The sequence below is a fragment of the Ruegeria sp. CDSA241 genome (genome assembly GCF_059611265.1).
This window is the reverse complement of sequence record NZ_JBXWPF010000010.1, coordinates 141417-167564: the sequence shown is the minus strand read 5'-3', so window position 1 is coordinate 167564 and position 26148 is coordinate 141417. Positions and strand designations below refer to the sequence as shown.

Annotated in this window: 30 protein-coding genes; 10 read left to right on the top strand and 20 right to left on the bottom strand. The window is 56.1% G+C overall.

Going from position 1 to position 26148, the window contains the following annotated elements:
- From AC2FJV_RS11440 to AC2FJV_RS11405, 8 genes are all read right to left on the bottom strand, one after another.
- The coding region (locus AC2FJV_RS11440; RefSeq protein WP_496713768.1) for a phage major capsid protein at positions 1–424 on the bottom strand (424 nt) is incomplete at its 3' end.
- Between the two features lie 35 nt (positions 425–459).
- Entirely contained in the window at positions 460–1017 is a 558-nt protein-coding gene (locus tag AC2FJV_RS11435; protein WP_496713767.1) for an HK97 family phage prohead protease, read from the bottom strand.
- A gap of 14 nt (positions 1018–1031) precedes the next feature.
- Entirely contained in the window at positions 1032–1250 is a 219-nt protein-coding gene (locus tag AC2FJV_RS11430; protein WP_142633175.1) for a GTA head formation protein, RCAP_rcc01685 family, read from the bottom strand.
- On the bottom strand, positions 1243–2406 hold the full coding sequence (locus AC2FJV_RS11425; RefSeq protein WP_496713766.1) for a phage portal protein: 1164 nt from the start codon (positions 2404–2406) through the stop codon (positions 1243–1245). Before AC2FJV_RS11425 ends, AC2FJV_RS11430 begins: the two co-directional genes overlap by 8 nt.
- A 167-nt stretch (positions 2407–2573) precedes the next feature.
- Positions 2574–3386 carry a class I SAM-dependent methyltransferase gene (locus AC2FJV_RS11420; protein WP_496688433.1) on the bottom strand — a complete coding sequence of 271 codons (813 nt, stop codon included), beginning with the start codon at positions 3384–3386 and terminating at the stop codon, positions 2574–2576.
- 119 nt (positions 3387–3505) lie between these two features.
- A complete protein-coding gene (locus AC2FJV_RS11415; protein ID WP_496693395.1) occupies positions 3506–4876 on the bottom strand; it encodes a DNA-packaging protein in 1371 nt (456 codons plus the stop codon).
- A complete protein-coding gene (locus tag AC2FJV_RS11410; RefSeq protein ID WP_281994458.1) occupies positions 4785–5129 on the bottom strand; it encodes a hypothetical protein in 345 nt (114 codons plus the stop codon). Before AC2FJV_RS11410 ends, AC2FJV_RS11415 begins: the two co-directional genes overlap by 92 nt.
- A gap of 206 nt (positions 5130–5335) precedes the next feature.
- Entirely contained in the window at positions 5336–5713 is a 378-nt protein-coding gene (locus tag AC2FJV_RS11405; protein WP_271947618.1) for a VOC family protein, read from the bottom strand.
- A gap of 40 nt (positions 5714–5753) precedes the next feature.
- Here AC2FJV_RS11405 and AC2FJV_RS11400 point away from each other — a divergent pair, with 40 nt between their 5' ends.
- The gene (locus tag AC2FJV_RS11400) at positions 5754–6290 is read left to right on the top strand and encodes a winged helix-turn-helix transcriptional regulator (protein WP_142633164.1); all 537 of its coding nucleotides are present in this window, start codon (positions 5754–5756) and stop codon (positions 6288–6290) included.
- A 317-nt stretch (positions 6291–6607) separates the two neighbouring features.
- A complete protein-coding gene (locus AC2FJV_RS11395) occupies positions 6608–7870 on the top strand; it encodes a DEAD/DEAH box helicase (protein ID WP_142633162.1) in 1263 nt (420 codons plus the stop codon).
- Positions 7871–7903: 33 nt separating this feature from the next.
- Here the strand turns inward: AC2FJV_RS11395 and mltG are convergent, their stop codons facing one another.
- The 7 genes from mltG to fabD form a co-directional block, all read right to left on the bottom strand.
- Complete coding sequence (mltG, locus tag AC2FJV_RS11390) at positions 7904–9064, bottom strand: endolytic transglycosylase MltG (RefSeq protein WP_496713765.1); 1161 nt, start codon at positions 9062–9064, stop codon at positions 7904–7906.
- On the bottom strand, positions 9065–10330 hold the full coding sequence (gene fabF, locus AC2FJV_RS11385; RefSeq protein ID WP_281994457.1) for a beta-ketoacyl-ACP synthase II: 1266 nt from the start codon (positions 10328–10330) through the stop codon (positions 9065–9067). It lies immediately after the preceding gene.
- A 204-nt stretch (positions 10331–10534) separates the two neighbouring features.
- The gene (locus tag AC2FJV_RS11380) at positions 10535–11278 is read right to left on the bottom strand and encodes a 1-(5-phosphoribosyl)-5-[(5-phosphoribosylamino)methylideneamino]imidazole-4-carboxamide isomerase (RefSeq protein WP_271947626.1); all 744 of its coding nucleotides are present in this window, start codon (positions 11276–11278) and stop codon (positions 10535–10537) included.
- A 120-nt stretch (positions 11279–11398) separates the two neighbouring features.
- Entirely contained in the window at positions 11399–11899 is a 501-nt protein-coding gene (locus AC2FJV_RS11375) for a GNAT family N-acetyltransferase (RefSeq protein WP_342781993.1), read from the bottom strand.
- A gap of 177 nt (positions 11900–12076) precedes the next feature.
- A complete protein-coding gene (locus tag AC2FJV_RS11370) occupies positions 12077–12310 on the bottom strand; it encodes an acyl carrier protein (protein WP_005982462.1) in 234 nt (77 codons plus the stop codon).
- 209 nt (positions 12311–12519) lie between these two features.
- Complete coding sequence (fabG, locus tag AC2FJV_RS11365) at positions 12520–13257, bottom strand: 3-oxoacyl-[acyl-carrier-protein] reductase (RefSeq protein WP_142633152.1); 738 nt, start codon at positions 13255–13257, stop codon at positions 12520–12522.
- A gap of 27 nt (positions 13258–13284) precedes the next feature.
- Positions 13285–14223, bottom strand: coding sequence for an ACP S-malonyltransferase (fabD, locus tag AC2FJV_RS11360; RefSeq protein ID WP_271947631.1), 939 nt, complete (start codon positions 14221–14223; stop codon positions 13285–13287).
- Between the two features lie 171 nt (positions 14224–14394).
- On the opposite strand from fabD, the gene AC2FJV_RS11355 reads away from it, so the two are divergent.
- Positions 14395–15621 carry a cytochrome b/b6 domain-containing protein gene (locus tag AC2FJV_RS11355; protein WP_496693394.1) on the top strand — a complete coding sequence of 409 codons (1227 nt, stop codon included), beginning with the start codon at positions 14395–14397 and terminating at the stop codon, positions 15619–15621.
- Between the two features lie 58 nt (positions 15622–15679).
- On the opposite strand, the gene AC2FJV_RS11350 is transcribed toward AC2FJV_RS11355, so the two are convergent.
- Complete coding sequence (locus AC2FJV_RS11350) at positions 15680–16252, bottom strand: YceI family protein (protein WP_271947636.1); 573 nt, start codon at positions 16250–16252, stop codon at positions 15680–15682.
- Positions 16253–16378: 126 nt separating this feature from the next.
- The gene (locus AC2FJV_RS11345) at positions 16379–16897 is read right to left on the bottom strand and encodes a hypothetical protein (protein WP_142633144.1); all 519 of its coding nucleotides are present in this window, start codon (positions 16895–16897) and stop codon (positions 16379–16381) included.
- Between the two features lie 285 nt (positions 16898–17182).
- Here AC2FJV_RS11345 and rpsF point away from each other — a divergent pair, with 285 nt between their 5' ends.
- The 6 genes from rpsF to AC2FJV_RS11315 all read left to right on the top strand — a co-directional run bounded on the left by rpsF (position 17183) and on the right by AC2FJV_RS11315 (position 20902).
- Entirely contained in the window at positions 17183–17536 is a 354-nt protein-coding gene (gene rpsF / locus AC2FJV_RS11340; protein ID WP_142633142.1) for a 30S ribosomal protein S6, read from the top strand.
- 28 nt (positions 17537–17564) lie between these two features.
- Positions 17565–17792 carry a 30S ribosomal protein S18 gene (gene rpsR, locus AC2FJV_RS11335; RefSeq protein WP_005608650.1) on the top strand — a complete coding sequence of 76 codons (228 nt, stop codon included), beginning with the start codon at positions 17565–17567 and terminating at the stop codon, positions 17790–17792.
- Positions 17793–17804: 12 nt separating this feature from the next.
- Positions 17805–18425: a 50S ribosomal protein L9 gene (rplI, locus tag AC2FJV_RS11330; RefSeq protein ID WP_496713763.1), complete on the top strand. Its 621-nt coding sequence runs from the start codon at positions 17805–17807 to the stop codon at positions 18423–18425.
- A gap of 153 nt (positions 18426–18578) precedes the next feature.
- Positions 18579–19055 carry a transglycosylase SLT domain-containing protein gene (locus AC2FJV_RS11325; protein ID WP_281994455.1) on the top strand — a complete coding sequence of 159 codons (477 nt, stop codon included), beginning with the start codon at positions 18579–18581 and terminating at the stop codon, positions 19053–19055.
- A gap of 191 nt (positions 19056–19246) precedes the next feature.
- Positions 19247–19948: a helix-turn-helix transcriptional regulator gene (locus AC2FJV_RS11320; protein ID WP_185956601.1), complete on the top strand. Its 702-nt coding sequence runs from the start codon at positions 19247–19249 to the stop codon at positions 19946–19948.
- 96 nt (positions 19949–20044) lie between these two features.
- Positions 20045–20902 carry an acyl-homoserine-lactone synthase gene (locus AC2FJV_RS11315; RefSeq protein ID WP_142633135.1) on the top strand — a complete coding sequence of 286 codons (858 nt, stop codon included), beginning with the start codon at positions 20045–20047 and terminating at the stop codon, positions 20900–20902.
- A gap of 97 nt (positions 20903–20999) precedes the next feature.
- Here AC2FJV_RS11315 and tig read toward each other — a convergent pair whose 3' ends face one another.
- The 3 genes from tig to AC2FJV_RS11300 all read right to left on the bottom strand — a co-directional run bounded on the left by tig (position 21000) and on the right by AC2FJV_RS11300 (position 25617).
- A complete protein-coding gene (gene tig / locus AC2FJV_RS11310) occupies positions 21000–22331 on the bottom strand; it encodes a trigger factor (RefSeq protein WP_496713771.1) in 1332 nt (443 codons plus the stop codon).
- Positions 22332–22514: 183 nt separating this feature from the next.
- Entirely contained in the window at positions 22515–23639 is a 1125-nt protein-coding gene (locus AC2FJV_RS11305; protein WP_246097124.1) for a porin, read from the bottom strand.
- Between the two features lie 271 nt (positions 23640–23910).
- Positions 23911–25617 (bottom strand): NAD(P)H-hydrate dehydratase, encoded by a 1707-nt coding sequence (locus tag AC2FJV_RS11300; RefSeq protein WP_496688451.1) that lies wholly within the window; start codon positions 25615–25617, stop codon positions 23911–23913.
- Between the two features lie 169 nt (positions 25618–25786).
- Here AC2FJV_RS11300 and AC2FJV_RS11295 point away from each other — a divergent pair, with 169 nt between their 5' ends.
- Positions 25787–26125 (top strand): P-II family nitrogen regulator, encoded by a 339-nt coding sequence (locus AC2FJV_RS11295; RefSeq protein WP_142633129.1) that lies wholly within the window; start codon positions 25787–25789, stop codon positions 26123–26125.
- The last annotated feature ends 23 nt before the right edge of the window (positions 26126–26148 follow it).

The window sequence follows — 26148 nt, the reverse complement described above, 5'->3', positions numbered from 1 at the left end:
TCGCCTCGACATTTACGATCGAAGCAATCGAGCGGATAGAGGCCGTAGATTTCAGCACCGATTTGATGATCTCGGCGGTTTGCGGGTCAATCAGGTACCCACCGTCACTGTTCACAGCGCTCGAGAGGGATTTCACCTCCATCTCAAGACCACGCAGGCCGTCATCCTCACCCGAACGCACATAGGCATCAAAGGCCTTCTGATGCGGTGCGCCGTCCTCGATTGAGGCCGCAAGATGCGGGCGTGCCGCGATGGTTGATTTACGATCCAGCATGGTCAGTCGCTCTTCTGTCTGTTGCAATTTTGTCTTAACTTCAGCCTTGAGGCCCTTGAATTCGTTCACGAAGCCAGTCATCGCCTGCTTCACCTCCTGAACCAGGGGCACACCCTCTCCGGTCAAGGCCGGGGTTTCGGTCTTGCTCATCAGCACTTCCTTTTTGGGGGTGAGGTTTCGGCGCGCTAGGTTCGCGCCAGCTCCTGCCGGGCGTGATCAAACACCTCGGCAATACTGCGCCAGGTGTTCTCGGCCTCGGGGTCCACCCCCTTTGCCGCCACCCGCGCACTGGGCAGCATCGGGAACGTCACCAGCGACACCTCCCACAGCTCCAGTTCGGTCAGGACCCGCTGGCCCTTGTCATTCTTCACGGCGCGCTTGGTACGAAAGCCAATCGACAGGCCATCCATTGCGCCCGCCCGGATCAACTCGGCCGCCTCGCGGCCCTTTTGCGTGCTTTTCAGCAGACGGCCCTTGACCCACAGGCCCCGGTCGTCCTCGCGCACCTCGTCCCAAACCCCGATGGGTTGCGCCGGATCGTGCTGCCACAGCATCTTGACCCTTTGGCCCGCTGTAGCCAGCCCCTCAAGGGAACCGCGATACGCACCTTTCTGCACCACGTCACTGCCCTGATCCACCTGTCCAAACAGGCTGGCATAACCTTCGATCACCGCGTCCTCGGTCACCGAAAGGCCCTCTCCGAACCGTGCGAACTTATGCTCCAAATCCATATTCTTCTCCATGTAACCTGCTGAATTCATGGTGTTACTGAAAGGAATGACTGAAACGCCTGCGCCAGGATCACCGCTGCCACGCCATACACCGTCAGCCACAATCGCCTCTCCAGCCGCTCCATCATCTCTTCGATCTGATCCAGCCGCCTGCACAGATGTTCATGCTGGATCTCGGCCACCCGCTCATGCGCGGCCAGCCGCAAGCCTGGCGCGCAATCGAATGGCGGATATCCTTCAGCCATCCGCACGCTCCGGCAGCCCCAGCAAGGCGCGCTTTTCGGCATCGCTCAGGAATTCGGCCCCATTGACCCGCGCCCATTGCGCGTCCCGTTCCGCCGACAGCGCAGGCACCTGATCCAGATCGGGCTTCAGCACCAATTCCTCACCGGAAAAACCCGCCAGCCACTCCGACACCGCCGCCGCCACCCGCGTCACCAGAGGCAGCACTGTCAGGCGATAGAACGCCCGGTTGGCCTCCTGATAGTTCGAATAGGTCGCGTCGCCTTGTATCCCCAGCAGCATCGGCGGGACCCCAAAGGCCAGCGCGATCTCGCGGGCGGCGGCTTCCTTGGTCTTCTGAAACTCCATGTCCAAGGGCGAAAAGCCCATCGGCTTCCAATCCAACCCCCCTTCCAGAACCATCGGACGACCAGCATTCCGCGCCCCGCGATAGTTCTGCTCAATCTCATCGGACAGACGCCGGAACTGGTCCTCGGCCATAACTCCATGGCCATCACCGCCCTTCCAGACCAGCGCCCCCGAAGGCCGCGCCGCATTGTCCAGCAGCGATTTTGACCAACGCGACGCGCTGTTATGCACATCAATCGCCATCGCCGCCGCCTGCATCGGCGAGAACCCGTAATGATCATCTTGCGGGTGGAACGACTTGATATGACAGATGTTCTCCGCCGCAAACCGGTGCTTTTTACCGCCCACCGCGTAATCATACGCCTTGGGCCACCCATCCGCCCCCGGCACCACGCTCATTCGGTCGGATCGCAACACATGCAGCTCAACCGGCAGGCCCTCATCAGCCTGCACAGCCTCAACATAAGCATTCCCCGACAGCAGCAACTGCCCGAACAGGGCCTCCATCAACTCCGCCCGCCCCTGTGCCGCATTCGGACGGCGCATCAGCGACAGGATCGGATGCACATCGAACCGCTGCGCCTGATCCTGCAGCACCAGAGGCAAAGCCGCCGCCGCCTCGGCAATCAGCTTGACCGAGCGAAACCCCACCGGGTTCCCCGAAAACCCCGTCCGCGTCAGCGTCACCGCATCCCGAGGGCTCCACGCCACGCGTCCACCCGTCTGCCACGCCACCACAGGCCCAGCCGCGCTCGCCTTCGCTTCAGGTGCTGCCTCAGCCGATCCACGACGCAAGAAATCGAATACCATCTGTGCTCCTTTCTGCCGCCGCTCTGCCCGGCTTGTTGAAAGGAGTTATGACGCAGAGAAGTTTATGCCTCGGGAATAGAACGTACGGGGGTAGGGCAACGGGTTGGAATTCTTACTAATTCACAACGCAGAAGCGAATAGAGTGGGTAGAAAAATCAATTTGGCGTTTACGGTCTCGCAAGAAAAACATGCCCCTGAATTTTGCCGGACACCGGCCCTTTACCAAACAGCTTTTCGATGTCGGCGGCGGCGGCGTCTGTAATTTCAGTCAATGAGCCCGCAGCACGTTCTTCCAACTCATTTCTAAGCGGTGTCCCCTGGCAGTAAGCCACTGCCGGAGCTTGCGGATTGCTCGCTCGGCTTTGCTCGGAAATGGTCAGTGTTTCGATATCCGTAAAACCAGCTTCCTTAAGATCATCGACAATTGAATCAATATTGCCGTGCCCATGGGGCGTTCTTGCTAAAAACACTGGGGGATCTTCCGGGAAAAACCGAGATGCCGTCTTCGTCACGCTATGCGCAAACTCATTCTCTTCGATACTGTCCCAAACATTGAAGATAAAACACCCGCCATCCTTCAAAACACGAAGGGCTTCTTTGTAACCAGCTACTTTGTCAGGAAAAAACATCACCCCAAACTGGCAACAGACAACGTCAAATGTATTTGCCTCAAAGGGCAACGCCAACGCATCCGCCTGCTTCCATTCTATTCGATTGGCTTTCGGTTGCTGCGTTGACGCTCTGTCCAACATCGGTTGATTTAAATCAGTAACCACATAACGAATTTCGTCGCTCAGCAGCGGGGCCAACGCACGTGTTACTACTCCGCTACCTGCGGCGGTCTCCAAAACAGCTTTGGGTTTGGTATCAGCGACTCTCTTTGCCAAGTCTGCGGCATAAGATTCGAAAATCAATGGAACCAGAAATTCATCATAAATGTCTGGAATTGAGCCGGTGAAGTTTTTGTCACTTGTAGACACTACGAAATCCCTCCCCGACCCCGTGGTCGCAAAGGGTGTATTCATAGCATAAATCGCTGGCCACGTCACTTCGGACCGCGATCAGTTCTTCAACCGCCACTCTCCGCCTGTTTTTATCCTCACAAACTCCGCACCCTAGGCCGCCGATACGCCCCCGCACGCCCCACAACCAACTCATGTAACGCCCAGACCAGAGCGTCGACCCGGTCGGGCGAGCCCTGCCCTTCGAACCCGCGCGCGGTCATCTGGAACATCTGCTCCTCCAACGCGTCCAGCCCCGCCATATGCGCCACCCGCCCCTGTTCGTACAAAGCCGCTACAGGTTCGGCCCGCGCGACCTTGCCGCGAGACGCCCGCACCGCGCGATAAGGGACCAGAGGGTCCACCTGCCGCACCACCTCCTCGACTAGTTGCCCGCCCTGATTGACCTCGGCCACCAGCCGCTCGGCCCCGAACTCATCCATCGCGTCAATCGCCGCCTGCGCCCAGCCAGCCGGACCCGCGCCTTGCACTGTGCGGTCGGCCAGCACGTAAGCGCGCCACTCCTCGGGCGGCCCCTGCACCTGCGCGCCAACAACCACGATCCCGCAGGCATCCGCGCCAGAACCGGACGTCACCGCCGGGTCCAGCGCCACGACGATGCGATCCAACGCAGGAACCTGTGCGCATCGCGCCGCCTCCAGCATCGAACCGGTCCACAGCGCGCCTTCCGCATCCGACAGCAACACCCCGTCCAACTCCTGCCGCCCCAGCCGCGTCCCCGTATACCGCGCGCGCACTTCGTCCAAAAACGACTCCGCCAGATTGGCCCGGTTCGCCTCGGTCGGCGCATGGGTCTGCACCGTGGACGGAGACGCCAGCAAGTCCTTCAAAACCTTCACATTGCGCGGCGTAGTTGTCACACAGACCCGGGGCTGATCCCCCAACCGCAAAGCAAACTGCAGCATATCCCATGTCTCCCCAGCCTTTTTCCACTTGGCCAGCTCGTCAACCCAGGCCGCATCGAATTGTGGCCCGCGCAACCCCTCAGGATCATGGGCCGAGAACGCCTGCGCCTCGGCCCCATTTGGCCAGACTAGTTTTCGCTCTGACGCCTTCCAAATAGGTCGACGATCCGGTGGTGAGCATTGCAATATCCCACTATCGCCAAAGATCATCACGTCGCGCACCTGATCAAACGTCTCGCCAAGCAGAGCCACCCGGCGCGCCTTACCCGTGTCCAACGGCAAAGACCCCTCGACCATAGACCGCACCCATTCAGCCCCGGCCCGGGTCTTACCGGCTCCGCGCCCGCCCATGATCACCCAGGACCGCCAGTCACCTTCTGGCGGCAATTGATGCGGCAGCGCCCAGAACTCAAACAGGAAAGGGAGGGCGCACAGCCCCCCCTCCCCGATCTCACTCAGAAATCTGTCCTGCACCGCAACAGGCGCGGAGGCGAGCCAGCCTGCACCCGATCTCAGATCGTGCCCGATCAAGGTCGAGCGCATAGCCCCCTTGAGCAACTCCGGCTTGTCTGTGATGTTGTTCGACAAAGCTTGTCTCCACTTTTTGGCAACTTCGGATCAGCCCCTCAAGCTGTCCCAGTTGCTTACCTGCACCAGCAATATCTGCATCCTCCCCGGCACTGATCTGCCTGCGCAGTTCTTCCGCTGCTTTGCGCAGACCGCGAATGGATGTCTCAAGTGACTGCAACAAGTCAGCCGTTTGGGAAATCCGCTCTTCCGGGGTAATCAATGTCATGTTTGCGTATTGACCTCATGCGTGAGTTTTCTCCGCACGAGAGAAACGAAAAACGGCCGCCGGATGTTACCCCGAGGCCGTTGCTCACTTCTTCTAGCATGACACAGTTCGTACCAAATTAAGTTCGAAAAGTCAATGAATTGCGCAACACCCACGCAACAGGGAACGTTCGGTGCAGGTTAACAATTTCTTCCCCGCGCGCGTCTTTAGCTGCTGCCAGTCAAATCCTGTGCCAGCATCAGCGCATTCATATCCGGATCATAAAACGTGGCCGTGCTGACCATTCCTTCGATCGTTTCCGTCGCACCGTCGAATGCCACCCCTGCATCCTCTAACGCACTGCGCGCGGTGGAGATATCGGCGACCTCAAACACTGGAACACAATTTCCCGGTGAGGGCTCGGCCTGCTCTCCTAAACCCAATGTGACGCCATCCACATTGGTGCGCATCTCACTCCAACCCGCCTCGTCTATGTGATGGGAAAGTTCAAACCCCAATTTGTCGCTGAACCATTCGGCGCTTGCATGGCGGTCCCGAACCGAAATCGCAAGGGTGATCGTGTTTTTCAAAGAAACAAGGGGCATCAATCTTTCCTTTTGAGCTAAATTATATTAACTATACTTTATGGACATTAATTTGCTTGTCAAGCTGACCTCCCGAGCTTGGTCGCTGAATATTCTGGCACTCATGCATTCCGGCACTCCTGGCAGGCAGGCCGCTCTGCTTGCTGCCACCAGCGCAGGAAGAACTGCCTTCGCGGCAAGTCTGGACCATCTCATACGCCTTGACCTGATCGAAAGGAATCCGGGCCACGGGCACCCATTGCGCCCTGAATTCCGATTAACCCTGCCGGGGATCGAAGCCGCCAGTATGGCCAGCGCAATCGTAAACGCCGTTCCGGATGACACCAAGTTCAAGCTCGTCCGTAAATCCTGGACCGTCCCGATCCTGGCACTCACCGGCACTCCGCACCGCTTTTCCGCCATCAAATCGGATTTGGTATCGATCACGGATCGGGCGCTGTCGTCGTCCCTTCAACAGCTAGAGGCGCTCGACTGGATCCGACGGGACATTGAAACTGCCGCGCGGATGCCCTTCCCTACATATCGAGCTGTAAGAACAGGTTTTGCGATCAACCAAGCGGTCAATCTCACTGCTTAAAGGTTGCAGACAGCCCACAACGATCCTTTTCGCCGGATGTGATCTATAACGCACAGCTTGACATTCCGCCCCGCAACCTGCATGAGCGCCTTAACAAAGCGCTGACGCGTGAGCATTGGCAGGTCCGACCTGCTCCACAGCGCTCGATTCACCCCATAGTTCCCCTTCACGCAGGGTTCTGAATGCGACGGCCGGATGCCGCAGGAAACGCCTGTGCATCCAGAGTCTTAGCGTAACCCTGTTGGCATCGCATATTGCGCTGCTGATTTATGTCGCCCGTGGTGATCCAGTCGCCAGGGGCAAAAAAGGAATGATATTTGTTCGACTTTGATATGCTGGGTCTTGCCCCGGCCCTGAATGACGCATTGAAACGCGCCAATTTTTCACAACCCACTCCGATTCAGAACCAGGCAATCCCCATGGCATTGCAGGGGCACGATATTCTGGGCCTTGCCCAGACCGGCACCGGCAAGACGCTGGCTTTTGGCCTACCTCTGATCGACCATCTGCTGGCTCAGACCGGCAAGCCTGCGCCGAAAACCGCCAAGGCTCTGATCCTTGCCCCGACCCGTGAACTGGTCAACCAAATCGCAGATAGCCTGCGCAATTTGACCACGAATACGAAGCTGCGTGTGGCGACAGTTGTTGGCGGTCAGTCCATCAGTAGGCAGATTTCGTTTCTGGCACGCGGCACAGACATTCTGGTTGCCACCCCTGGTCGTTTGATCGACCTGATGGAACGCAGAGCAGTCGACCTCGGCTCGGTACGTCATCTGGTACTAGACGAAGCCGATCAGATGCTGGACATGGGCTTTATTCATGCTCTGCGCCGGATTGCACCGCAGTTGGGCACGCCCCGCCAAACGATGCTGTTCTCTGCCACTATGCCCAAGCAGATGGAAGAACTCAGCCAGGCCTACCTGACAAACCCGCAACGCATTCAAGTGTCCCCTCCGGGTAAAGCCGCCGACAAGATCACCCAATCGGTTCATTTCCTGAGCCGCGCGGAAAAACCGAGCAAACTGCGGGAGATTTTATCTGCGGACAAAGAAGCTCTGACGCTGGTGTTTTCGCGTACAAAACATGGCGCCGAGAAGCTGATGAAGGGTCTCGTGGCCGACGGCTTCAACGCCGCCTCGATCCATGGCAACAAAAGTCAGGGACAGCGTGACCGGGCGATCAAAGCTTTCCGCGCAGGCGAAATAAATGTCTTGGTGGCAACAGACGTGGCCGCTCGCGGCATCGACATCCCGGGCGTTGCCTATGTCATCAACTACGACCTACCCGAAGTGCCGGATAACTACGTCCACCGCATTGGCCGAACCGCCCGTGCCGGTCGCGAAGGCGAGGCGATCGCTTTCTGTGCACCGGATGAACTGGATCAACTGAAGCAGATTCAGAAACTGATGAAAATTGAGGTTCCGGTCGCCAGCGGCACAATGCCCGAGTTCGCCGAACCCGCAAAATCGCGGAAAGGCGGAGGGTTCCGTCGCCGTGGTCCAAAACCGCAAGCAGCTAACAAGTCGGGCAATCCCGGAGGCCCAAAACGTCGGCGACCGCGTCGATCCTCCGCCGCCTAAATCTAAAAGGCGCCGCTATTAGCGGCGCCTTTTTTAATTTCCGGTGCTTTGGCGCTCGGCCTCAATCTCACGCCATTTGGCGACGTTTCGATTATGCTCATCCAGTGTCTCGGCAAAAGCATGTCCGCCGGTGCCATCTGCAACAAAGAAAACAAAATCAGTCGCTTCGGGCGAAACTGCGGCTTCAAGACTTGCAAGACCAGGATTTGCGATAGGTGTTGGCGGGAGCCCATCAATCACATAAGTGTTCCAAGGCGTTGCACGGCGCAGTTCGCTGCGGCGCAGGCCTCGGCCCAACGTGCCCTGCCCCTTGGTGACACCATAGATTACAGTCGGGTCCGTCTGCAGCTTCATGCCTCGCTCAAGCCGGTTTACAAATACGCTAGCGACCTGTCCACGCTCATGCGGAACACCAGTTTCCTTTTCGATGATTGACGCCAAAATCAGCATCTCTTCGGGGGTATTGATTGGCAAATCATCCTGCCGCCCTTCCCAGGCGGCGTTAATGCGCAGTTGCTGCTTATCCTGCATCGACTGCAGGATTGCCGCCCGATCGGCACCTCGCACAATGTCATAGCTGTCCGGTGCCAGCGCCCCTTCGGCCGGTATTTCAGGGATTTCCCCCGTCAACGCGTCGATCTGCTTAAGACCCTCGACCACTTGCCAGGTTGTAACACCTTCAGCAATCGAGACCCGGTACCGTGTGTCTGAGTCTTCGCGCTTTTGGGTATAAGCCGCGGGTATTTCTTCTTCCGCTACATCGAACGATGCGATTTCATCGAAGTCCAATGTTGCGGGGTTCAATTCGCGTACACGGGTTTGTATGCGGGTTACACCGATCCGGTACTCAATCTCGGATCCGCAGGTACTGGCCCCGCTCCGCGTAATCTCATCAATGATCTGCTCCATCGAAGCACCCTCGCGGACCAGAAAGCTGCCTGCCTTCAGCTGAGGTGCCTTGTCGGTATAATCCGCCGCCATACGGAATATCGTAGCGCTGCTGATCGCGCCCTGATCCTCCAGCTGTCGGCTGACCTGCGTCATGTTCGACCCACGTTCGACCTGCAAACACATCGCAGTTTCCAGAGGGCCCGCATTCTTGTATCGCGCCTGCCCCCATAAAATCAGTCCACCGGCAAGAAACAGGCCGACCACCAGGATGGTCAGCATGTTGGAGGCCATCGCGCGCCACATTTAGCTGACCTTTCCGAAGATCACACTTGCATTGGTGCCGCCAAATCCAAACGAGTTTGACAACGCCACATCAATCTTGCGCTCACGCTTGGCATTCGGAGCCAGATCAATCGGTGTCTCGACCGCTGGGTTGTCCAAATTGATCGTCGGTGGCGCAACCTGATCGCGGATTGCGAGGATCGAGAAAATGGCTTCGATCGCGCCTGCAGCGCCCAACAGATGGCCCGTGGCCGATTTGGTCGAACTCATGGTTACATTCGCCGAATGCTCGCCCAGGAGACGCTCGACCGCACCCAATTCAATGGTATCGGCCATGGTCGATGTGCCATGCGCGTTAATATAGTCTAGGTCCTTCGGCTCCAGCCCCGCGCTGCGTAGCGCTGCGTTCATAGAACGCTCTGCGCCATCGCCGTCCTCACTGGGTGCGGTGATATGATAGGCATCACCGGACATGCCATAGCCCAGAACTTCGGCATAGATTTTCGCGCCACGCGCTTTTGCGTGTTCGTACTCTTCCAGAACAACGATGCCCGAACCTTCACCCATGACAAAACCGTCTCGGTCGACGTCATAGGGGCGGCTGGCTGCTTTGGGGTTATCCGCGTATTTGGTCGACAGCGCCTTGCAAGCGTTGAATCCAGCGATACCGATTTCGCAAATGCACCCTTCGCCACCACCGGCAACCATTACGTCAGCGTCACCGGCACGGATAATGCGACTTGCGTCACCAATAGCGTGAGCACCGGTCGAACATGCAGTCACAACCGAATGGTTCGGGCCTTTGAATCCATGGCGGATCGACACCTGACCCGAGGCCAGGTTAATCAGCGCGCCTGGAATAAAGAAAGGCGACACCCGTCGAGGGCCCTTGTCGCGGATCAGGTTAGCCGTTGCTGCAATGGAGCCCAGCCCACCGATACCTGAACCGATAAGAACGCCAGTGCGCAAGCGCGCCTCTTCATCCTCGGGCAGCCAGTCGGAATCCTTGCAGGCCATTTCAGCAGCTGCAATCGAGTACAGAATGAAGTCTTCGATCTTGCGCTGCTCTTTTGGCGGCATCCAGTCGTCAGGATTGAATGTCCCGACGGTGCCGTCGCCTCGCGGAACTTCGCAGGCATACGTTGTGGTGACCCCACTTGCCTCAGCATCAAATTGCGTGATCGGGCCTGCACCGGATTCCCCATCCAGCAACCGCGACCATGTTTCCTCGACCCCGCTGGCCAATGGAGTGACCAACCCAAGACCGGTTACAACGACTCTGCGCATAAAATGCCTCTTGCCTGCTTCCTATTTGAGAAACGCTCATACCCCGGGCCGGGGTGCGGGGGCAAGAGCAAGGCGCAATCATCACACAAGCAGATTGAGCGGAACATCTACAGTATACACTCTTGCAATGCGGCTCCTGGCCAGATGAAAGCCCGCCCTTTCACTGGACATGAAAGGGCGGAACCTGTTGTTTTGGAAGAAATCTTACTGAAACGCCGCAACCGGTTCGTGCGCGGTGCTGGCAACATTCAGCGCATCTGAAAGCTCGAGCGTCTTTCTGAACAGCGCGCGGCCAACCAAGGCGCCCGAAATATTCGGGATATAAGCCAACCGCGAGATATCATCTGTCGTGCGGACCACACCGCTTGCGATGATCGGTGTGCGAGATGTCTCTGCCAGCCCCGAGATCAGGCCCAGCTGTGCCTCAACGTCTTCCATGTCGCTATCGATATCAGTGACCAGAATTGCCGCAAACGGCGTTTCTGAAAACGCTTCGATAAAGGCCTCTGGTGTAAACGCACTTTGACTACGCCAACCGTCGGTCATCACTGAGCCTTGCCATACGTCCACGGCCAGAACGATTTGGTCCGGGTAGAGTTTGGCCAGTTCTTTCACCAGATTTGGATCCCACGCAGCCATAGTGCCGATAACAATCCGGCCTGCGCCCTTGTCGATCCAATGCTCGACTTGCTCGCGCGATCTCATACCACCTGCCAACTGCACAGGGATTTCGGCAGAACGGATGATCTCTTCAACCAACTCCGAATTGGTATCGCGCCCTTCAATCGCGTCAAAATCGGTCAAGTGCATCCACTCGGCTCCAGCATCGGCCCAACTGCGCGCCGTTTCTGCGGGATTCACGTGCCAAATCATGGCCTCATCCAGACGACCCTTGTCCAGTGTGACACAGCGGCCGTTCTGCAGTTCCATCGTAGGGTAAATCCTCATGAGCTTGCTCCTCCGCTCAATCGCAACGTCAATAAAGGATACCATACCCTCAACCCTATCGGCGAGAATTTCCAGTTTCGGCAAACCAAAGGCAATTTGCGGCACGATCAAAGAGAAAGGTTAAGCCAGTTTGGGCGGCCCGTTTCTTTTCAGCAGGTTCACCTGACTTCCCATATAGTCGCGCTCGGCCATGAGCTCATAACCAAGCTTTGCCGCCAGATTCTGCGACGCGTGGTTTTCAGCATCAATCAGGGAAACCAGTGGTCCAGGCATTATTCTGTCAAACCAGTCATGTGCGGCCTGAGCCGCTTCAAGACCAAATCCCTGCCCCTGGGCTTCTGGTGCCAATAGCCATCCGGCCTCGGGAAAGCTGTCGAAGTCGTCGCCTAACCCTCGGTTACGATAGAAAAAGCCAGCTTGACCTATCATCTGACGATTCGACTGTCGAAAGACGGCCCATTGGCCAAAACCGGCCATCTGCCAGTGGCCGGCATTCCTCAGAAAGGATTCCCACGCTTCGCCCCGCGATAACGGTTCCCGGCCAAGATGGCGCACAACACAAGGGTTCCGCCAAATCTCAGCGTAACGACTAAAGTCGTCGGGACGCATAGCGCAAAGCATCAGACGTGCCGTATTTATCATCGGGGTGGATCGTAGCATGCCCTGCCCGCTCAGAATTTCCTGCCTCGCGTAAATGGTTGCGGGTCAATAGCTATCTGGCAAGCGCGAATTCCGGCTGGGCAAAAAAAACGGCGCCTCCGTTGCCCGGAAGCGCCGTTTTAGCGGATAAAGAAGGTCTTAAGACGCTTCAGAGATGAATTTGACGGCGTCGCCAAAAGTTTGGATGGTTTCGGCTGCGTCATCAGGAATCTCGATGCCGAACTCTTCTTCGAAGGCCATAACCAGTTCAACAGTGTCCAGGCTGTCTGCACCCAGATCGTCGATGAAGGACGCGTTTTCGGTCACTTTATCTTCTTCAACACCCAAGTGCTCAACAACGATCTTTTTAACGCGATCTGCGACGTCGCTCATGTCTATTCCTCATTTCATTTCAGGGCATAGTGCCCGGTTCTGCCCTTGCCCGCTCAGGCTGGCCTTGATGTGCCCGTTCTGGGCGGTTTAGGTCCCCGATTACCGGGTAAGTAGAAGGTTGACCATCCGGCCAGCCCCTGCATATGTGCGCCGCCTATAACACAGACAACGCCCGAGGCAAACGCTTTCGCGCCCACCTCGATCCGCGCTCACAACATGGCCATACCGCCGTTCACATGCAAGGTGGTTCCGGTAACATATCCGGCTTCGGCACTTGCAAGATACAGCACAGCCGCAGCAATTTCCGAGGGGTCACCCATACGACCGGCAGGAACCTGCGTCAAAATCCCAGATTTCTGATCCTCGGTCAGTTTGTCGGTCATTGCAGTCGTAATGAAACCGGGTGCCACCGCATTGGCGGTGATTCCACGGCTGGCAACCTCATAGGCCAACGATTTGGTCATGCCCACCATGCCTGCTTTGGATGCAGCATAGTTGGCCTGTCCCGGGTTCCCTGTCGCACCCACCACCGATGAGATATTAATGATCCGGCCCCAGCGCGCTTTCATCATGCCCCTCAAAACGCCTTTGCACAGCCGGGCAGTAGATGTCAGGTTGACGTCGATCACGCTCTGCCACTCCTCATCGGACATGCGCATGAACAGATTGTCTCGCGTGATCCCGGCATTATTCACCAGGATATCAACCGATCCCATTGCCTCAGCAGCCTGCTTCGGAAGGGCTGTCACCGCCTCGGCATCACTCAGGTTGCAGGGCAGAACATGGGCGCGTTCACCCAATTCGTCGGCCAGAGCCTGTAGCGGCTCAACTCGCGTTCCAGACAAAGCCACAGTTGCACCGGCCGCATGCAAACTTCGCGCAATTTCGCCACCGATCCCGCCCGATGCACCGGTGATCAGTGCATTCTTACCTGTCAAATCAAACATTCGGTCTTCCTCTTGATGCTCGGTGTCTTACGATTCGGCCTGAGTCACATTCTGCACGTCATCAGGCGTACCGACAGCTTTACCAACGATCGCACGGTCAATTTTGCGAATCATACCGGACAGAGCTTTGCCCGCCCCGATTTCCCAAGTTTCACTCACGCCTTGCGCAACCATGTACAGTACGCTTTCGCGCCAGCGAACCGAACCTGTGACCTGCTCGATCAGCAACCCACGGATCAGATCGGGATCTGTGACAGCCTCGGCCCGCACATTGGCAACCAATGGCACGGCAGGAGCTTTGATTTCGACATTTGCCAGGGCTTCGGCCATGACATCAGCTGCAGGTTGCATCAATGCACAGTGGAAAGGTGCGCTGACGGGCAACATGACCGCGCGCTTGGCGCCTTTTTCTTTGGCGATTTCGGCGGCGCGTTCCACAGCAGCCTTTGCGCCTGATACCACGACTTGTGTGGGATCATTGTCATTGGCAGCCTGACAAACTTGACCCTGGGCAGCTTGGTCTGCAACAGCGCGCACAGCATCAAGATCCAATCCAAGAATAGCGGCCATTGCGCCCTCTCCAACGGGAACCGCACTCTGCATCGCTTGCCCGCGGGTGCGCAAAAGGCGCGCCGTATCAGCGACCGACAATGCCCCTGCCGCAGCGAGCGCGGAGTATTCCCCCAGCGAATGCCCAGCGACAAAACCAGCATCTGCAATCGAAATCCCATTGGCCTCCAGGGCTCGCATCGCAGCCATCGAGGTCGCCATTAGCGCTGGCTGCGCGTTCTGGGTTAGGGTCAGGTCCGCAATATCACCTTCCCAGATCAGATCGCTCAGCTTTTCCCCGAGCGCCTCGTCCACCTCGTCGAATACAGCCTGTGCAGCCGGATAGGCCTCGGCCAGAGCCTTACCCATACCGATAGTCTGGGCACCTTGCCCCGGGAAAACAAATGCGCGTGTCATTGCAACCTCTTGGATGACGTTAGGTTGCCGCGGGGTGTAAACCGACAGACCGCGCGGCACAAGCTTTGCCTGATCTCTGCACTTTGGCACCGGCTCTGTGCATCCCTTGCTATTGTGTCCTAGGCTTGTAGCGGTAGGTTGTTGCATACGATCCACCTTCCGGAGCCTCAGATGCCTTCGTCAAACACCTTCTCAAGCTATGGAAGCGTAACCAAGACTTTTCACTGGCTGACCGCGTTACTTATCTTCACCGCATTCCCTCTGGGGTGGGTCGCCAACGGATTGGCCCATGCGATTTACGATCCTGCAATAGCCACAACCGAAGATGACATTGCACGCGCCGCCAGCCTTTTTTCTCTCCATAAAACCGTCGGGGTCACTGTTTTCTTCGTCGCGCTCGCGCGTATCTTGTGGGCGATAACGCAGACCAAACCCGGCCTATTGAACGCAGAGAACAAGCCCGAGGCCTTTGCAGCTGAAACCGTGCATTGGCTGCTTTACGCATCTTTGGTTCTGGCCCCATTGACTGGGTGGACTCATCACGCTGCCGCCGAAGGTTTCGCTCCGATTTTGTGGCCCTTCGGACAGGGCCTACCCCTTGTACCAAAATCCGAGTATCTGGCAGAGCTGACCGGAAGCCTACATTGGCTGTTCGTCTGGACACTGGCCGGGTCAGTCGCGCTGCACGTCGCCGGGGCGCTAAAACACCACATTATCGATAAAGACAGCACGCTGCGCCGAATGATGCCGGGCGCCTCGGATGCACCGGAACCGCCAAAGCAAAGCCATTCAATGACGCCCGCTTTGGCCTCTTTGGCCATTTGGGGTGCCGTTCTGGTCGGAGGATGGTCAATCGGCGCGTTTGACCACCAATCTACAGCTAGCACAGAGGTCGCAGAACTGACCCAGGTACAGTCCGACTGGAACGTCCAGGAAGGCAATCTAAGCATTACCATCACCCAGCTGGGCAGCCCGGTAACCGGCAGCTTTTCCGATTGGACCGCTGCAATCGCTTTCGAAGATCCGCCCACGCCGGGCTTAGCCGGATCAGCAGATGTCACAATCGCGATAACGTCGCTCAAGCTCGGGACAGTCACAGATCAGGCAATGGGTGCTGATTTCTTCGACAGTGCGCAATTTCCAACCGCTCAATTCAAAGCTGATCTCTTCAAAACTGAGGACGGGTACGAAGCGCGCGGCGCGTTGACCATTCGCGACAAGAGTGTGGACGTAGTGTTGCCATTTACTCTCGACCTTCAGGATGACAGCGCAGCTATTTCAGGACAGCTTGATCTGAACCGGCTGGATTTCGACATCGGCACTTCGCAGTCGACCGAGGATTCGCTGGGTTTTGCTGTTACAGTATCAGTTGATCTTACAGCAAAACGTGGCAACTAAAAAAATGGGCCGCCGAAGGGTTACTCCGGCGGCCTCGTTTCAACTCGTTGCAATGGTATTAGTCGGCCTTCTGGGCTTCGACTGAAATCTGAAGTTCGACTTCGTCACTTACGAATGGCGCGAACTGACCAAGGTCGAACTCACTACGCACCAAGGTGGTGGTGGCGTCGAAACCGGCCCAGGGCTTTCCTGCCATAGGATGTTCACCCACTTGGTTCAGCTTGGCATCCAGAACAACCGATTTGGTCACGCCGTTCATAGTCAGATCGCCAGTGATGTTGGCAGTGTTTTCGCCCGTGACTTCGATACTAGTAGAGGTAAAGGTCACCATTTCTCCTTCGGTCACACCAAAGAAATCCTCGGACATAAAGTGGTCTTCACGTGGCTTCCAACCGGTAATCATCTCAACCACTGGCATGGATACTGTAACACTGGATGCAGCCGGGTTTTCCTGATCGAACATGATCTCGCCTTCAAACCCCGAGAACATGCCATGGGTGGTCGAGAAGCCAAGGTGGTTATAGCTGAAAAGAACCTGGCTGTGGCTTGAGTCCAGAACGTATTTTTCGGCGCCGGCAAATGCCGTTGTGGCCGAAACCGCGAGCGCTGCTGCAAGAAGGGTGGATTTCATGATAATCTCCGCAATTTTGTAGATGCAAACCTCTTGGGTTGCTCGACAACGAAAATGTGCTGCCCTAGGGCAGCACACAAGTAATATTATTTCACAATATCTGTTCTTAATTGAACAGAATAAAACTCAGGCGAAAATTGTTACACTTCCGCTAAGTTGACCTTTGAGCGCTCGGCTGACATCCGCCGATTCAAGCGGCAATTTCATCAACAAGCTGCCGTCCACATCGAACAACTCGATCTGGTCTTCAATGAAACGGGCACCACCCAGGCTGTCATAGCTCCGGCGCAAAACTGTCTGCGGGCGGCCATTTTCATTCTTTTGCAATACCCGGACCTCGCGGCGGATCGGGTCAAAATACGCATCAGGACGCGCGTCCAGAACTTCGATGGTCAGAAGGCTGACACCTACCAGAAGGAACATCAGAGAAGCCGCCAATTTGATCGGCCAGACTTCAGCGGCCATTGCCGTGCTGGGCATCAACCACATGGAAAAGGCAGAAACTATCAGTAGCGCACCAGCCACACGGGCCAGAACCATCCGAGCTTTCCAATTTGGTGCAAAGCTAATGAGCACCGGCACTGACTTTTCAAAACTTACGCCTGTGGCGGATTTCTCGAAGGTATTTGTGTTAATCGCGGTCATTTTCAGTACCCTGTTTCTCAGGTTGCCGTTCCAACTTTTGTCAGTCCGGTTAATTTCCGGTATACAAAACAACTTTGAGCCGAAAAGCGTCAGGAATTGGGCAGCGCAGAGGAAATAGCGCGACTTCACAAAGGCATCTGTGGCAGGCCTTGCCCCCAGCGTACAAACGTGTATATCGGGCCATCCTTCGCAAACGACATGAATCGCGCAGCCTCTCGTGGCAGGGTCGCGAAGGACGAAACGGCCCCGCCTATGAAATGCGCCTTGATAGAAACAGGAGTGCACATGCCACTATATGAGCATGTAATGATCGCGCGTCAGGATTTGTCCAACGCGCAGGCAGAAAGCCTCGTCGAACATTTCGGCACCGTTCTGGCTGACAATGGCGGCAACGTCATCGACAGCGAGTACTGGGGCGTCAAGACGATGGCCTACAAGATCAACAAGAACCGCAAGGGTCACTATTCCTTCCTCAAGACCGACGCTCCCGCTGGCGCCGTTCAGGAAATGGAACGCCTGATGCGCCTGCATGACGACGTTATGCGCGTTCTGACCATCAAGGTCGACGAGCACAACGAGGGCCCTTCGGTCCAGATGCAGAAGCGCGACGAGCGCGAAGGCCGCCGCGAGCGCCGTTGATTAACGCCTGAAGAAAGGACACTAAACCATGGCCGCAAAACCATTTTTCCGCCGCCGCAAGGTCTGCCCGTTCTCGGGTGAGAACGCGCCGAAGATCGACTATAAAGACACTCGTCTGCTGCAGCGTTACATCTCTGAGCGTGGCAAGATTGTACCTTCGCGCATCACCGCCGTTTCGGCGAAAAAGCAGCGTGAACTGGCCCGTGCTATCAAGCGCGCCCGCTTCCTCGCCCTGCTGCCCTACGCCGTTAAGTAAGGAGATACTGACATGCAAGTTATCCTGCTGGAACGCGTTGCGAAACTGGGTCAGATGGGCGACGTCGTTGACGTCAAGTCCGGTTATGCCCGCAACTTCCTGTTGCCTCAGGGCAAAGCGCTGAGCGCATCGGACGCCAACATCGCGTCGTTCGAAGCCCAGAAAGCGCAGCTTGAAGCCCGCAACCTGGAATCCAAGAAAGAATCTGAAGCGCTGGCTGAAAAGCTGGACGGACAGCAATTCATCGTGATTCGCTCGGCCTCGGATGCCGGCGCTCTGTACGGATCGGTCACCCCGCGTGACGCCGCAGACGCCGCTACCGAAGCAGGTTTCACTGTCGACAAGAAGCAGATTGCCTTGATTGCACCGATCAAGGACCTGGGTCTGCACACAGTCGCAGTTAAACTGCACCCCGAGGTTGAAGTGAAAATCGAAATGAACGTTGCTCGTTCGCAAGAAGAAGCCGAACTACAGGCATCTGGCAAATCGATTCAGGAACTGGCCGCCGAAGAAGAAGCCGCCGCAGAATTCGAAATCGCCGAGCTGTTCGACGATATCGGTTCCGCCGCTTCCGACGACGACAATCTGGTTGCTCAGGACGCTTCGGCCGAAGAAGACGAAGCCAAAGCCTGATCCTCGGGTTTCAAATTGAACAAAAAAAGGCCGCACGAACTGTGCGGCCTTTTTTATGCCTCCGCCCGGCGAAATCCAGCTTGGGCCCCGGCCTTTGCTTGCGGTCATCAATAGGTTTCCTATCATCGCATAATAACTATTCGGAGACGATCAATGACATTTCTTCTGCGCCGCAGTGTATTGGCATTATTGATAATTGCACCCTTTGCGGCGTGCGGAGGGCCCGATACCCCAACCCAGAACACGTTTGATCCTCCGCTCTATCCCAACGAAACACCGGAACTGCGGGCCTCCATAAACAAATGGGCCGACCACTACGAAGTGCCGCGCGAACTGGTGCACAAGCTAGCAATTCGCGAAAGCACCCACCGACCTTGGGCTGTGAATCGGCCCTATTATGGCTTGCTGCAAATCCTGCCGGCCACAGCTCGTTCAATGGGATATACTGGAAACGCCAAAGGCCTTTTGGATGCAGACACAAATCTCGAATTTGCCGGGAAATATCTGCGGGGCGCTTGGCTATTGTCCGACGGCGATCAGCAACGCGCCATATTCCTTTACGCAAAAGGGTTCTATCCCGAAGCAAAGGCACGTGGGATGCTGGTCGAAACAGGGCTACGTCCGGAATAACCGGATTTACCCCGAAACGAATCATCTGAGACATGCTGTTTCGGACCATTCTGTTGCCATTACATCGCAATATGACTACACAAGGCGAACAATTTGCTTGCACAATGCCCTGTGGTTGACGCAACGTATTCCCCTAAGGACAAGTCTGGCATGTCTAGGGGGAGAGATATGCCGCCACAAGGGTTGGACAGGTGAAACTTATAGATTTGGCCGCGGTCGACCACACAGAGAAGTCGGCCGCTGACGTTATAAACGCCGTCTGCGAAGAGCTTGGCTTCGACTATGCGTCTTATGCCACCTTTAACCCTGTGAAAGGTGATGTGCAGGGCTATGCAAACTATCCTGATGAGTGGAAAATCCACTATGGCAGCCAGGGCTTTCATCACTTCGATCCGACGCTTTATCAATCTGTCCTAAGCATTGCACCCGTTGATTGGGGACGCTTTGATCAGGACGAGAAGTTCAACGCGGTGTTCCGTGACGCCCATGATTTTGGCATTAGTTCCAGGGGTTTAACAGTTCCTGTTCGTGGACCTTATGGTGAATGCGGACTGTTAAACGTTACCCGGGACTGTTCGGATTCCGAATGGGATAAGCTAAAGAAACATGTCATGGGTGATCTGCAACTTGCTGCCGTTCAAGCCCACGATACTGTTATGCAATCCGGCTTGCTGGCCAAAGCTCTTTACCTGCCCACGCTGTCCACACGCGAACAGGAAATCCTCCAATGGGTAGCTGACGGAAAGTCGCAACAAGATATCGGTGATATTTTGTCTATTTCACACCGTACCGTCGAAGTTCATATGCGGTCCGGGCGTGAAAAGTTGGGCGCACTGACCACCTCACAGGCTATTGGTCGTGCGATCGGCCTGGGTCTAATTGCCCCTGGTTAATCAAAAAAAAGCACTTCTACGGGAAATCCCTAATAGTCTGCGCTTATTTCTTGGTTAACCTAATCCCTACGGTAACCAGACTGTAGGGGGATGGAAATGATCATCGTTATTGATGGTATTAATCAACATAAGTTCAAAGATGTCTTGGATGACATGTTCAAACTGCGCGCTCGTGTTTTCGGCGATCGCCTTGGTTGGGAGGTCAATATTGAGGATGGGCGCGAGCGCGACCACTTCGATGATCTGCATCCAGCACATGTAGTCAGCATCGACGACGAGGGGGACGTTGTCGGGTGCATGAGACTACTGCAAACCAAAGGACCGCATATGCTGTCCGATGTTTTCCATTCGATCCTGGATGGAGAACCTCCAATTCGGAGCGCGCAAGTCTGGGAAGCCACCCGGTTCTGTGTCGATACTAAAAAACTGGGCCGAGGGCGCGGTGAAAATTCTGTATCCTATGTGACCAGCGAAGTTATGATTGGCTCTTTCGAATATGCCAAAGCGGCTGGCGTTCTTGACTCGATCGCGGTGATTGATCCAGTTATGAACCGCGTTCTGCAAAGGTCCGGTAACGCGCCTTATGACTACCTCGGCAGTGCTAAGCCCATGGGTAAAGTCGTAGCCATGGCCGCTTTGATGGACTGCTCAGATGAGAGAATTTCCGGAATTCGGGAATATGCGAACATCGCTCACGATGTATTCCTGACGGACGAGCAGGCAATAGATCTGTATGCCAGAAACAAAACACCGGCAGATACAGGTGTGGCGAATTACGACCACCAGCCACTAAGCCAGATGGAAAAATACTTTGTCGAACAGATGAATTCGGCAACCACAAAAGCCGAAGCCGAAGCTGTATTGAACCTGATCGAAGCAGTTTCGGATCGGTTCACCCCAGAGCAGAAAACTGCTCTGCTAAGGACCCCCCGTGCTTTTGCTCATGAGGCCTGACCCCCTCACCTCATAGCATAAAGCCACCCACACGGAGCCGTCTTTTTCAGACGGCTCCGTTTTTTGTGCCCATAAGAATTCTATGGGCAGAAGAGGATTACTCCTCTTCCAATGCCTCTACGGCTTTCTGCAGGTCGTCTTTGCTGACTTCTTTATCCGCAACCTGGGCCAGCTCGACGATATAGTCGATGACTTTGTCTTCGAAGATCGGCGCGCGCAGTTGCTGCTGCATCTGAGCGTTCTGCTGCACGAACTCAAAGAACTGGCGTTCCTGACCAGGGTATTGGCGCGCCTGGTTCATGATCGCTTGGGTCATCTCGGCATCGGTGACTTCAACTTCGGCCTTCTGGCCCAGCTCGGCCAGCAACAGGCCAAGACGCACGCGGCGTTCGGCCAGCTTGTTGTGCTCGTCAGTCGGCTCGATCTCATCGTGGTCGTGGCCTTCCACTTCCGGGTTTTCTTCGTGCCACAGCTGGTGTGCGATCTGCTTGGCCTCGGCATCTACCAGCGACGGTGGCAGATCAAACGAAACCTTCACGTCCAATGCGTCCAGCAGAGCACGCTTCATCACCGCCCGCGAAGCACCGCTATATTCCGCTTCCAGGCGTTCTGAAATCTGGCGTTTCAGCGCTTCCAAGTCTTCTGCACCAAATTTGGTGGCCAGCTCATCGTTGATCTCGGCGGCGACGGGTTCTTTCACATCCTTGACGGTGCAGGTAAACACAGCGTCTTTGCCGGCCAGATGCTCGGCACCGTACTCTTCGGGGAAGGTGACGTTTACGTCTTTTTCTTCCTCGGCCTTTACGCCAACCAGCTGCTCTTCGAAACCGGGGATGAAGCTATTGGAACCCAGAACCAGCGGATAGTCTTCAGCGGATCCGCCCTCGAACTCTTCGCCATCAACCTTGCCGACAAAATCGAACACAATCTGGTCGCCGTCCTTGGCTTTCGAGCCTTTGCGGCGGGATTTGAAATCCTGCGCGGTTTCGGCCAGGTTGCCCAGCGCTTCTTCAACGGCCGCGTCATCGGCTTTGACAACCAGCTTTTCCAATTCAACCGATTTCAGGTCGACCTCAGGGATGGCAGGCAGGGCCTCATAAGACATCTCGACATGTACGTCGTCGCCTTCTTTCCAATCCTCATTGGTCATCTTCACCTGAGGCTGAAGTGCCGGACGCTCACCGCTGTCTTCGAAATGCTGGTTCATTGCACCGTCGATGCTTTCTTGCATCGCCTCGCCAAGCAGACGCTGACCGAACTGCTTTTTCAACAGTGCCATCGGTACCTTGCCTTTGCGGAAGCCCTTCATCTCGACTTCAGGCTGTGCTTCGACCAGTTTCTCGTTAACTTTGTCGTCCAGCTCAGCTGCGGATACGACAATGTTATAGCCGCGTTTCAGACCTTCGTTCAGCGTCTCGGTAACCTGCATTATGGTAGTCCCCATAGGATTCGGGGCGCGCAAAACGGCGCGCCGGGCAAATTTGAGGCCTTCTATTTGCCCAGCCGCCCGCGTGCAAGGGGCAAAGCCCGGATCAGCCTTGTTTTGCCGCCGATTTGACCAAAAAAACGCCCCGGACCTGGCCGGAGCGTTCTTGAGGAATTGTTCGCGGGATCAGAACTTCCAGCGCGCACCCAGCACCCAAGCCTCGTTGTCATCGAAACTCGTGGTGTCATCAAAATCATGGTTACGGTATTTCAAGTAGGCATCGGTATTAATACTGTCGATGCGCTGTACCACAGCGATACCCCAGGCCTTAGTACTCGAGCCGTCGATCGAGAAATCAGATCCGTCGAAATAGTCGATGCCGATACCAGTCTTACCCCATGACACCCAATCGTCTTCATACGCAAGCTTCGCATACCAATAATTCGGGTCACTGGCACCGCTGGAAGTGTCATCTCTTGTACCCAAAGCTGCGGTTACGCTGAAACCACTGGGCAGCAGAACCGAGGCGGACCCGATTGTGTCTTTTCTCTCCCCGGATCTGCTATCGTAATCGCGCACGGCGTAGGCGAGGGATGCAGCAATCTCCACCCCGTTGGATAAGGTATTTCCATAGGACACCGACACATCGTAGTAATCATCGTCATCGCTGCTGGACAGGATGTTTTGACCATAGGCTATGGCTGCTGAAAACCCATTGAAATCCGGCGTGTCATAGCGAATGCGCCCGCGCCGTGATCCATCGAAGTTATCAGAGGTGTCACCAACGGTAATGCCGCTGAGCATACCATCAGCCTCACGGTAGAAAAATGCACCGTTCTCATCGTTGGTAAAGGAATAGAGCGCGGTACCAACATAGGACAGATCGGATTCTGCCGCCCCGTCCGAGGCCATGCTGCCCTGCCCGGCAGAGAACTTACCAAAGCCCCCCTTCAGCGCAAAATCGACATGCCGAATATCTTCGCGGTTCCAGCCATCGGTGTTTGTCCCATCCTGATTGGCGCTCCCCGTGCTGGGCAGGCCCAGACCGGATTCGAACCGGAAGGTAAACTCATTGCTGCCATAGGGTTGCATCAAGAACAGCCCGACCCGGCTGTTTGACAGATCATTGTCCAGCAAACGGGTTTCCGTTTCATCGCCGTCGTCAACCGAGACAATGACGGGGTTAAACTGGCCATATAGCTCAACATAACCGCCGCTGTTATTGTTATATCTAAGCTCTGCCGCTGCTGGGATGGCCGATGCAGCGGTCAGGCAGGTCGCAATCGTGCTTATTGATACTTTCTGGGTCATAGTCATTCACCATAATGGATCCATTTACGGGCACTGCTCGCTTGTGCGCGATTTCTCTATGATCCCCTGTCTCGGGCCCATTCAGCTCGCGCATCTTGTGCGAATATAACCGCAGCTGAAGGGTGTTAATTTGATCTACTTCAAAACGATAGAATATATGTCATCCAAGTCACCCAGACCGCTTGCCGCAATACTGACGCCTGACCTGAATTTCATCATACGCTCATTTTGGGACATCGAATACTGCAGCGGCGGATTTTCGCCGAGACGATTAAGAACCCACTTCCCGCAAAACCCGTGGCAACTGTTCGGGCAAATCTTCAGCGATCAACCCCGGCCCGAAAGATCGCGCACATTCCACATGCAGCCATGCCGCAGTTTCCGCGGCCTGCAAGGGCGAGAACCGCCGCGCCAGCAACCCGGTGATAAACCCCGCCAACACGTCCCCGGCCCCGGCTGTCGCCAACCAGGGCGCCGCACGTTCATAAACGGCCGAATTCACTGAGCATTGCCCGTTCGGATCCGCAATCACGGTATCGGGTCCCTTGAACAAAACCACGCACCCTGCCCGCCCGGCAGCCTCTCGGGTGGCGTCCACTTTGGAATAGGCCGGACCCTTGATGGGAACCGCTTTCAGTTTTTCCGCAATGTCCGGGAACAACCGTGCAAACTCGCCGCCATGCGGAGTGAGAACACAGTTTTCATGCAGCATCTCGAACAGGGCTGCAGGATCATCCGCAAAAGCCGTCAGTGCGTCAGCATCCAGAACCGTCGCCCGCTCCGCAGCCAACGCAACCGGCACCAGATCGCGCGCACGGTCCAGCCCCAATCCGGGGCCGAGACACAGAGCGTTCAGCCGCTCATCCTCTAGGATTTTCGAGAGACCATCCGCGCTCTCGACCCGCTGCAACATGACCGCCGTCACTTGCACCGAAACCTCCATCTGAGCCGCAGGAGGCACGCCCAGAGTCACCAGCCCCGCCCCAATCCGCAGCGCCCCCCGCGCTGCCAGCCGCGCAGCACCGGTTTTGCCGGGGCCTCCGGTCATGATCAAGGCGTGGCCGTGCGAGTATTTGTGCTCAAACGAAGCCTTGCTGAGACTCTGTGGCAATCCACTTTCATCTACCAATCGAGACAGCACTCTCCCCAAACGTCGCTCGCTATGCAGATCAGCCAAAGACATGCGCGAGATCGAACCGAGATCGCTTGGTGAAGACAGCCCAATGTCAACTATGACGGTCTTTCCACAGAACTGGGCCCCTACGTCCAGAAGATGTCCACGCTTTTTGCTATGAAACGTCACTGTTAGGTGGGCGCCAACAATTACACCTTCGTCCCCCAGAATCCTACCGCTATCAGCGCAAAGACCAGACGGAATGTCGACCGAAACGACGCGCGGCCACCACGGATCGGCATCCGCCTCTGAACCTATCTGAAGCTTGGAAAGAGCAGGTTTCAATCCACCAATCTGACGTATTAGCCCTGTTCCAAACAAAGCATCCAATATCAAATCAGGGCCTTGCGAACTTGACGGTCGGGCTGCGTGTTTCTCCAACTTGGAAACTTCACGTTTGGTCGGTGTCGGCAGGGTAAGCTTAGAAACTTCACCCAGCTCCAGCCACCGCTCATAATTCACCCGCGCATCCGGCGGCAGCTTCTCTAGGTCGCCATACAGAAACACCGCGACCTCCCACCCTTGCTCCCGCAAAAGCCTGGCCACGACGAACCCGTCCCCACCGTTGTTTCCTGGCCCACACAAGACAACTGCCCGCAACGGATCCTCTTCATCTGGCCGCGGATACGTCAGGGAACGCGAGGGGCTGGCCCCTCGCCTGTCCAACTCTGGCCACTCCTCGAAAATCGCCTCGACAACACCCTGCCCAGCCCGTTCCATCAGCTCAAGACCGGTCACCTCACCGGACTCAATGGCCGCTTGTTCGATCGCCCGCATCTGTGCTGCAGTCAGTAAATCTGTCATGCTGAACCCTCGTGCGATTCAATTTTGACTATTTTTTGTGCAAACTGTTCAAAATTTCACCGGCCACCCAATTTCCATGCAACCCGGCATCGCCATTTTCTCATTCACATTGCCGCCCGATCTTAGACGTGGTCAGTGCCATCCTGACAAGAGTTAAAGGGAGCCCGGTATGAAGAAGATCGAAGCGATCATCAAGCCGTTCAAACTGGACGAAGTGAAAGAGGCGCTGCAGGACGTCGGAGTCCAGGGCCTCAGCGTGATCGAGGTCAAGGGGTTTGGCCGTCAGAAAGGTCACACTGAACTTTACCGCGGCGCGGAATATGTGGTCGACTTTCTGCCCAAGGTGAAGGTCGAGGTTGTGCTGGACGACGATCTGGTCGATGCCGCCATCGAAGCCATCGTTTCCGCCGCCAAAACCGACAAGATCGGCGACGGCAAGATCTTTGTCTCACCCGTCGAACAAGCAATTCGCATCCGTACCGGCGAAACCGGTTCGGACGCACTGTAACAAGACCAAATCTTCAATTCAGA

Excerpts from the sequence above, each read along its gene's own strand:
- AC2FJV_RS11435 (WP_496713767.1), bottom strand. The coding sequence starts at position 1,017 with ATGGAGAAGAATATGGATTTGGAGCATAAGTTCGCACGGTTCGGAGAG.
- AC2FJV_RS11430 (WP_142633175.1), bottom strand. The coding sequence starts at position 1,250 with ATGGCTGAAGGATATCCGCCATTCGATTGCGCGCCAGGCTTGCGGCTG.
- AC2FJV_RS11425 (WP_496713766.1), bottom strand. The coding sequence starts at position 2,406 with ATGGTATTCGATTTCTTGCGTCGTGGATCGGCTGAGGCAGCACCTGAA.
- AC2FJV_RS11415 (WP_496693395.1), bottom strand. The coding sequence starts at position 4,876 with ATGCGCTCGACCTTGATCGGGCACGATCTGAGATCGGGTGCAGGCTGG.
- AC2FJV_RS11410 (WP_281994458.1), bottom strand. The coding sequence starts at position 5,129 with ATGACATTGATTACCCCGGAAGAGCGGATTTCCCAAACGGCTGACTTG.
- AC2FJV_RS11405 (WP_271947618.1), bottom strand. The coding sequence starts at position 5,713 with ATGCCCCTTGTTTCTTTGAAAAACACGATCACCCTTGCGATTTCGGTT.
- AC2FJV_RS11400 (WP_142633164.1), top strand. The coding sequence starts at position 5,754 with ATGGACATTAATTTGCTTGTCAAGCTGACCTCCCGAGCTTGGTCGCTG.
- mltG (WP_496713765.1), bottom strand. The coding sequence starts at position 9,064 with ATGTGGCGCGCGATGGCCTCCAACATGCTGACCATCCTGGTGGTCGGC.
- fabF (WP_281994457.1), bottom strand. The coding sequence starts at position 10,330 with ATGCGCAGAGTCGTTGTAACCGGTCTTGGGTTGGTCACTCCATTGGCC.
- AC2FJV_RS11380 (WP_271947626.1), bottom strand. The coding sequence starts at position 11,278 with ATGAGGATTTACCCTACGATGGAACTGCAGAACGGCCGCTGTGTCACA.
- AC2FJV_RS11375 (WP_342781993.1), bottom strand. The coding sequence starts at position 11,899 with ATGCTTTGCGCTATGCGTCCCGACGACTTTAGTCGTTACGCTGAGATT.
- AC2FJV_RS11370 (WP_005982462.1), bottom strand. The coding sequence starts at position 12,310 with ATGAGCGACGTCGCAGATCGCGTTAAAAAGATCGTTGTTGAGCACTTG.
- fabG (WP_142633152.1), bottom strand. The coding sequence starts at position 13,257 with ATGTTTGATTTGACAGGTAAGAATGCACTGATCACCGGTGCATCGGGC.
- fabD (WP_271947631.1), bottom strand. The coding sequence starts at position 14,223 with ATGACACGCGCATTTGTTTTCCCGGGGCAAGGTGCCCAGACTATCGGT.
- AC2FJV_RS11355 (WP_496693394.1), top strand. The coding sequence starts at position 14,395 with ATGCCTTCGTCAAACACCTTCTCAAGCTATGGAAGCGTAACCAAGACT.
- AC2FJV_RS11350 (WP_271947636.1), bottom strand. The coding sequence starts at position 16,252 with ATGAAATCCACCCTTCTTGCAGCAGCGCTCGCGGTTTCGGCCACAACG.
- AC2FJV_RS11345 (WP_142633144.1), bottom strand. The coding sequence starts at position 16,897 with ATGACCGCGATTAACACAAATACCTTCGAGAAATCCGCCACAGGCGTA.
- rpsF (WP_142633142.1), top strand. The coding sequence starts at position 17,183 with ATGCCACTATATGAGCATGTAATGATCGCGCGTCAGGATTTGTCCAAC.
- rpsR (WP_005608650.1), top strand. The coding sequence starts at position 17,565 with ATGGCCGCAAAACCATTTTTCCGCCGCCGCAAGGTCTGCCCGTTCTCG.
- rplI (WP_496713763.1), top strand. The coding sequence starts at position 17,805 with ATGCAAGTTATCCTGCTGGAACGCGTTGCGAAACTGGGTCAGATGGGC.
- AC2FJV_RS11325 (WP_281994455.1), top strand. The coding sequence starts at position 18,579 with ATGACATTTCTTCTGCGCCGCAGTGTATTGGCATTATTGATAATTGCA.
- AC2FJV_RS11315 (WP_142633135.1), top strand. The coding sequence starts at position 20,045 with ATGATCATCGTTATTGATGGTATTAATCAACATAAGTTCAAAGATGTC.
- tig (WP_496713771.1), bottom strand. The coding sequence starts at position 22,331 with ATGCAGGTTACCGAGACGCTGAACGAAGGTCTGAAACGCGGCTATAAC.
- AC2FJV_RS11305 (WP_246097124.1), bottom strand. The coding sequence starts at position 23,639 with ATGACCCAGAAAGTATCAATAAGCACGATTGCGACCTGCCTGACCGCT.
- AC2FJV_RS11300 (WP_496688451.1), bottom strand. The coding sequence starts at position 25,617 with ATGACAGATTTACTGACTGCAGCACAGATGCGGGCGATCGAACAAGCG.
- AC2FJV_RS11295 (WP_142633129.1), top strand. The coding sequence starts at position 25,787 with ATGAAGAAGATCGAAGCGATCATCAAGCCGTTCAAACTGGACGAAGTG.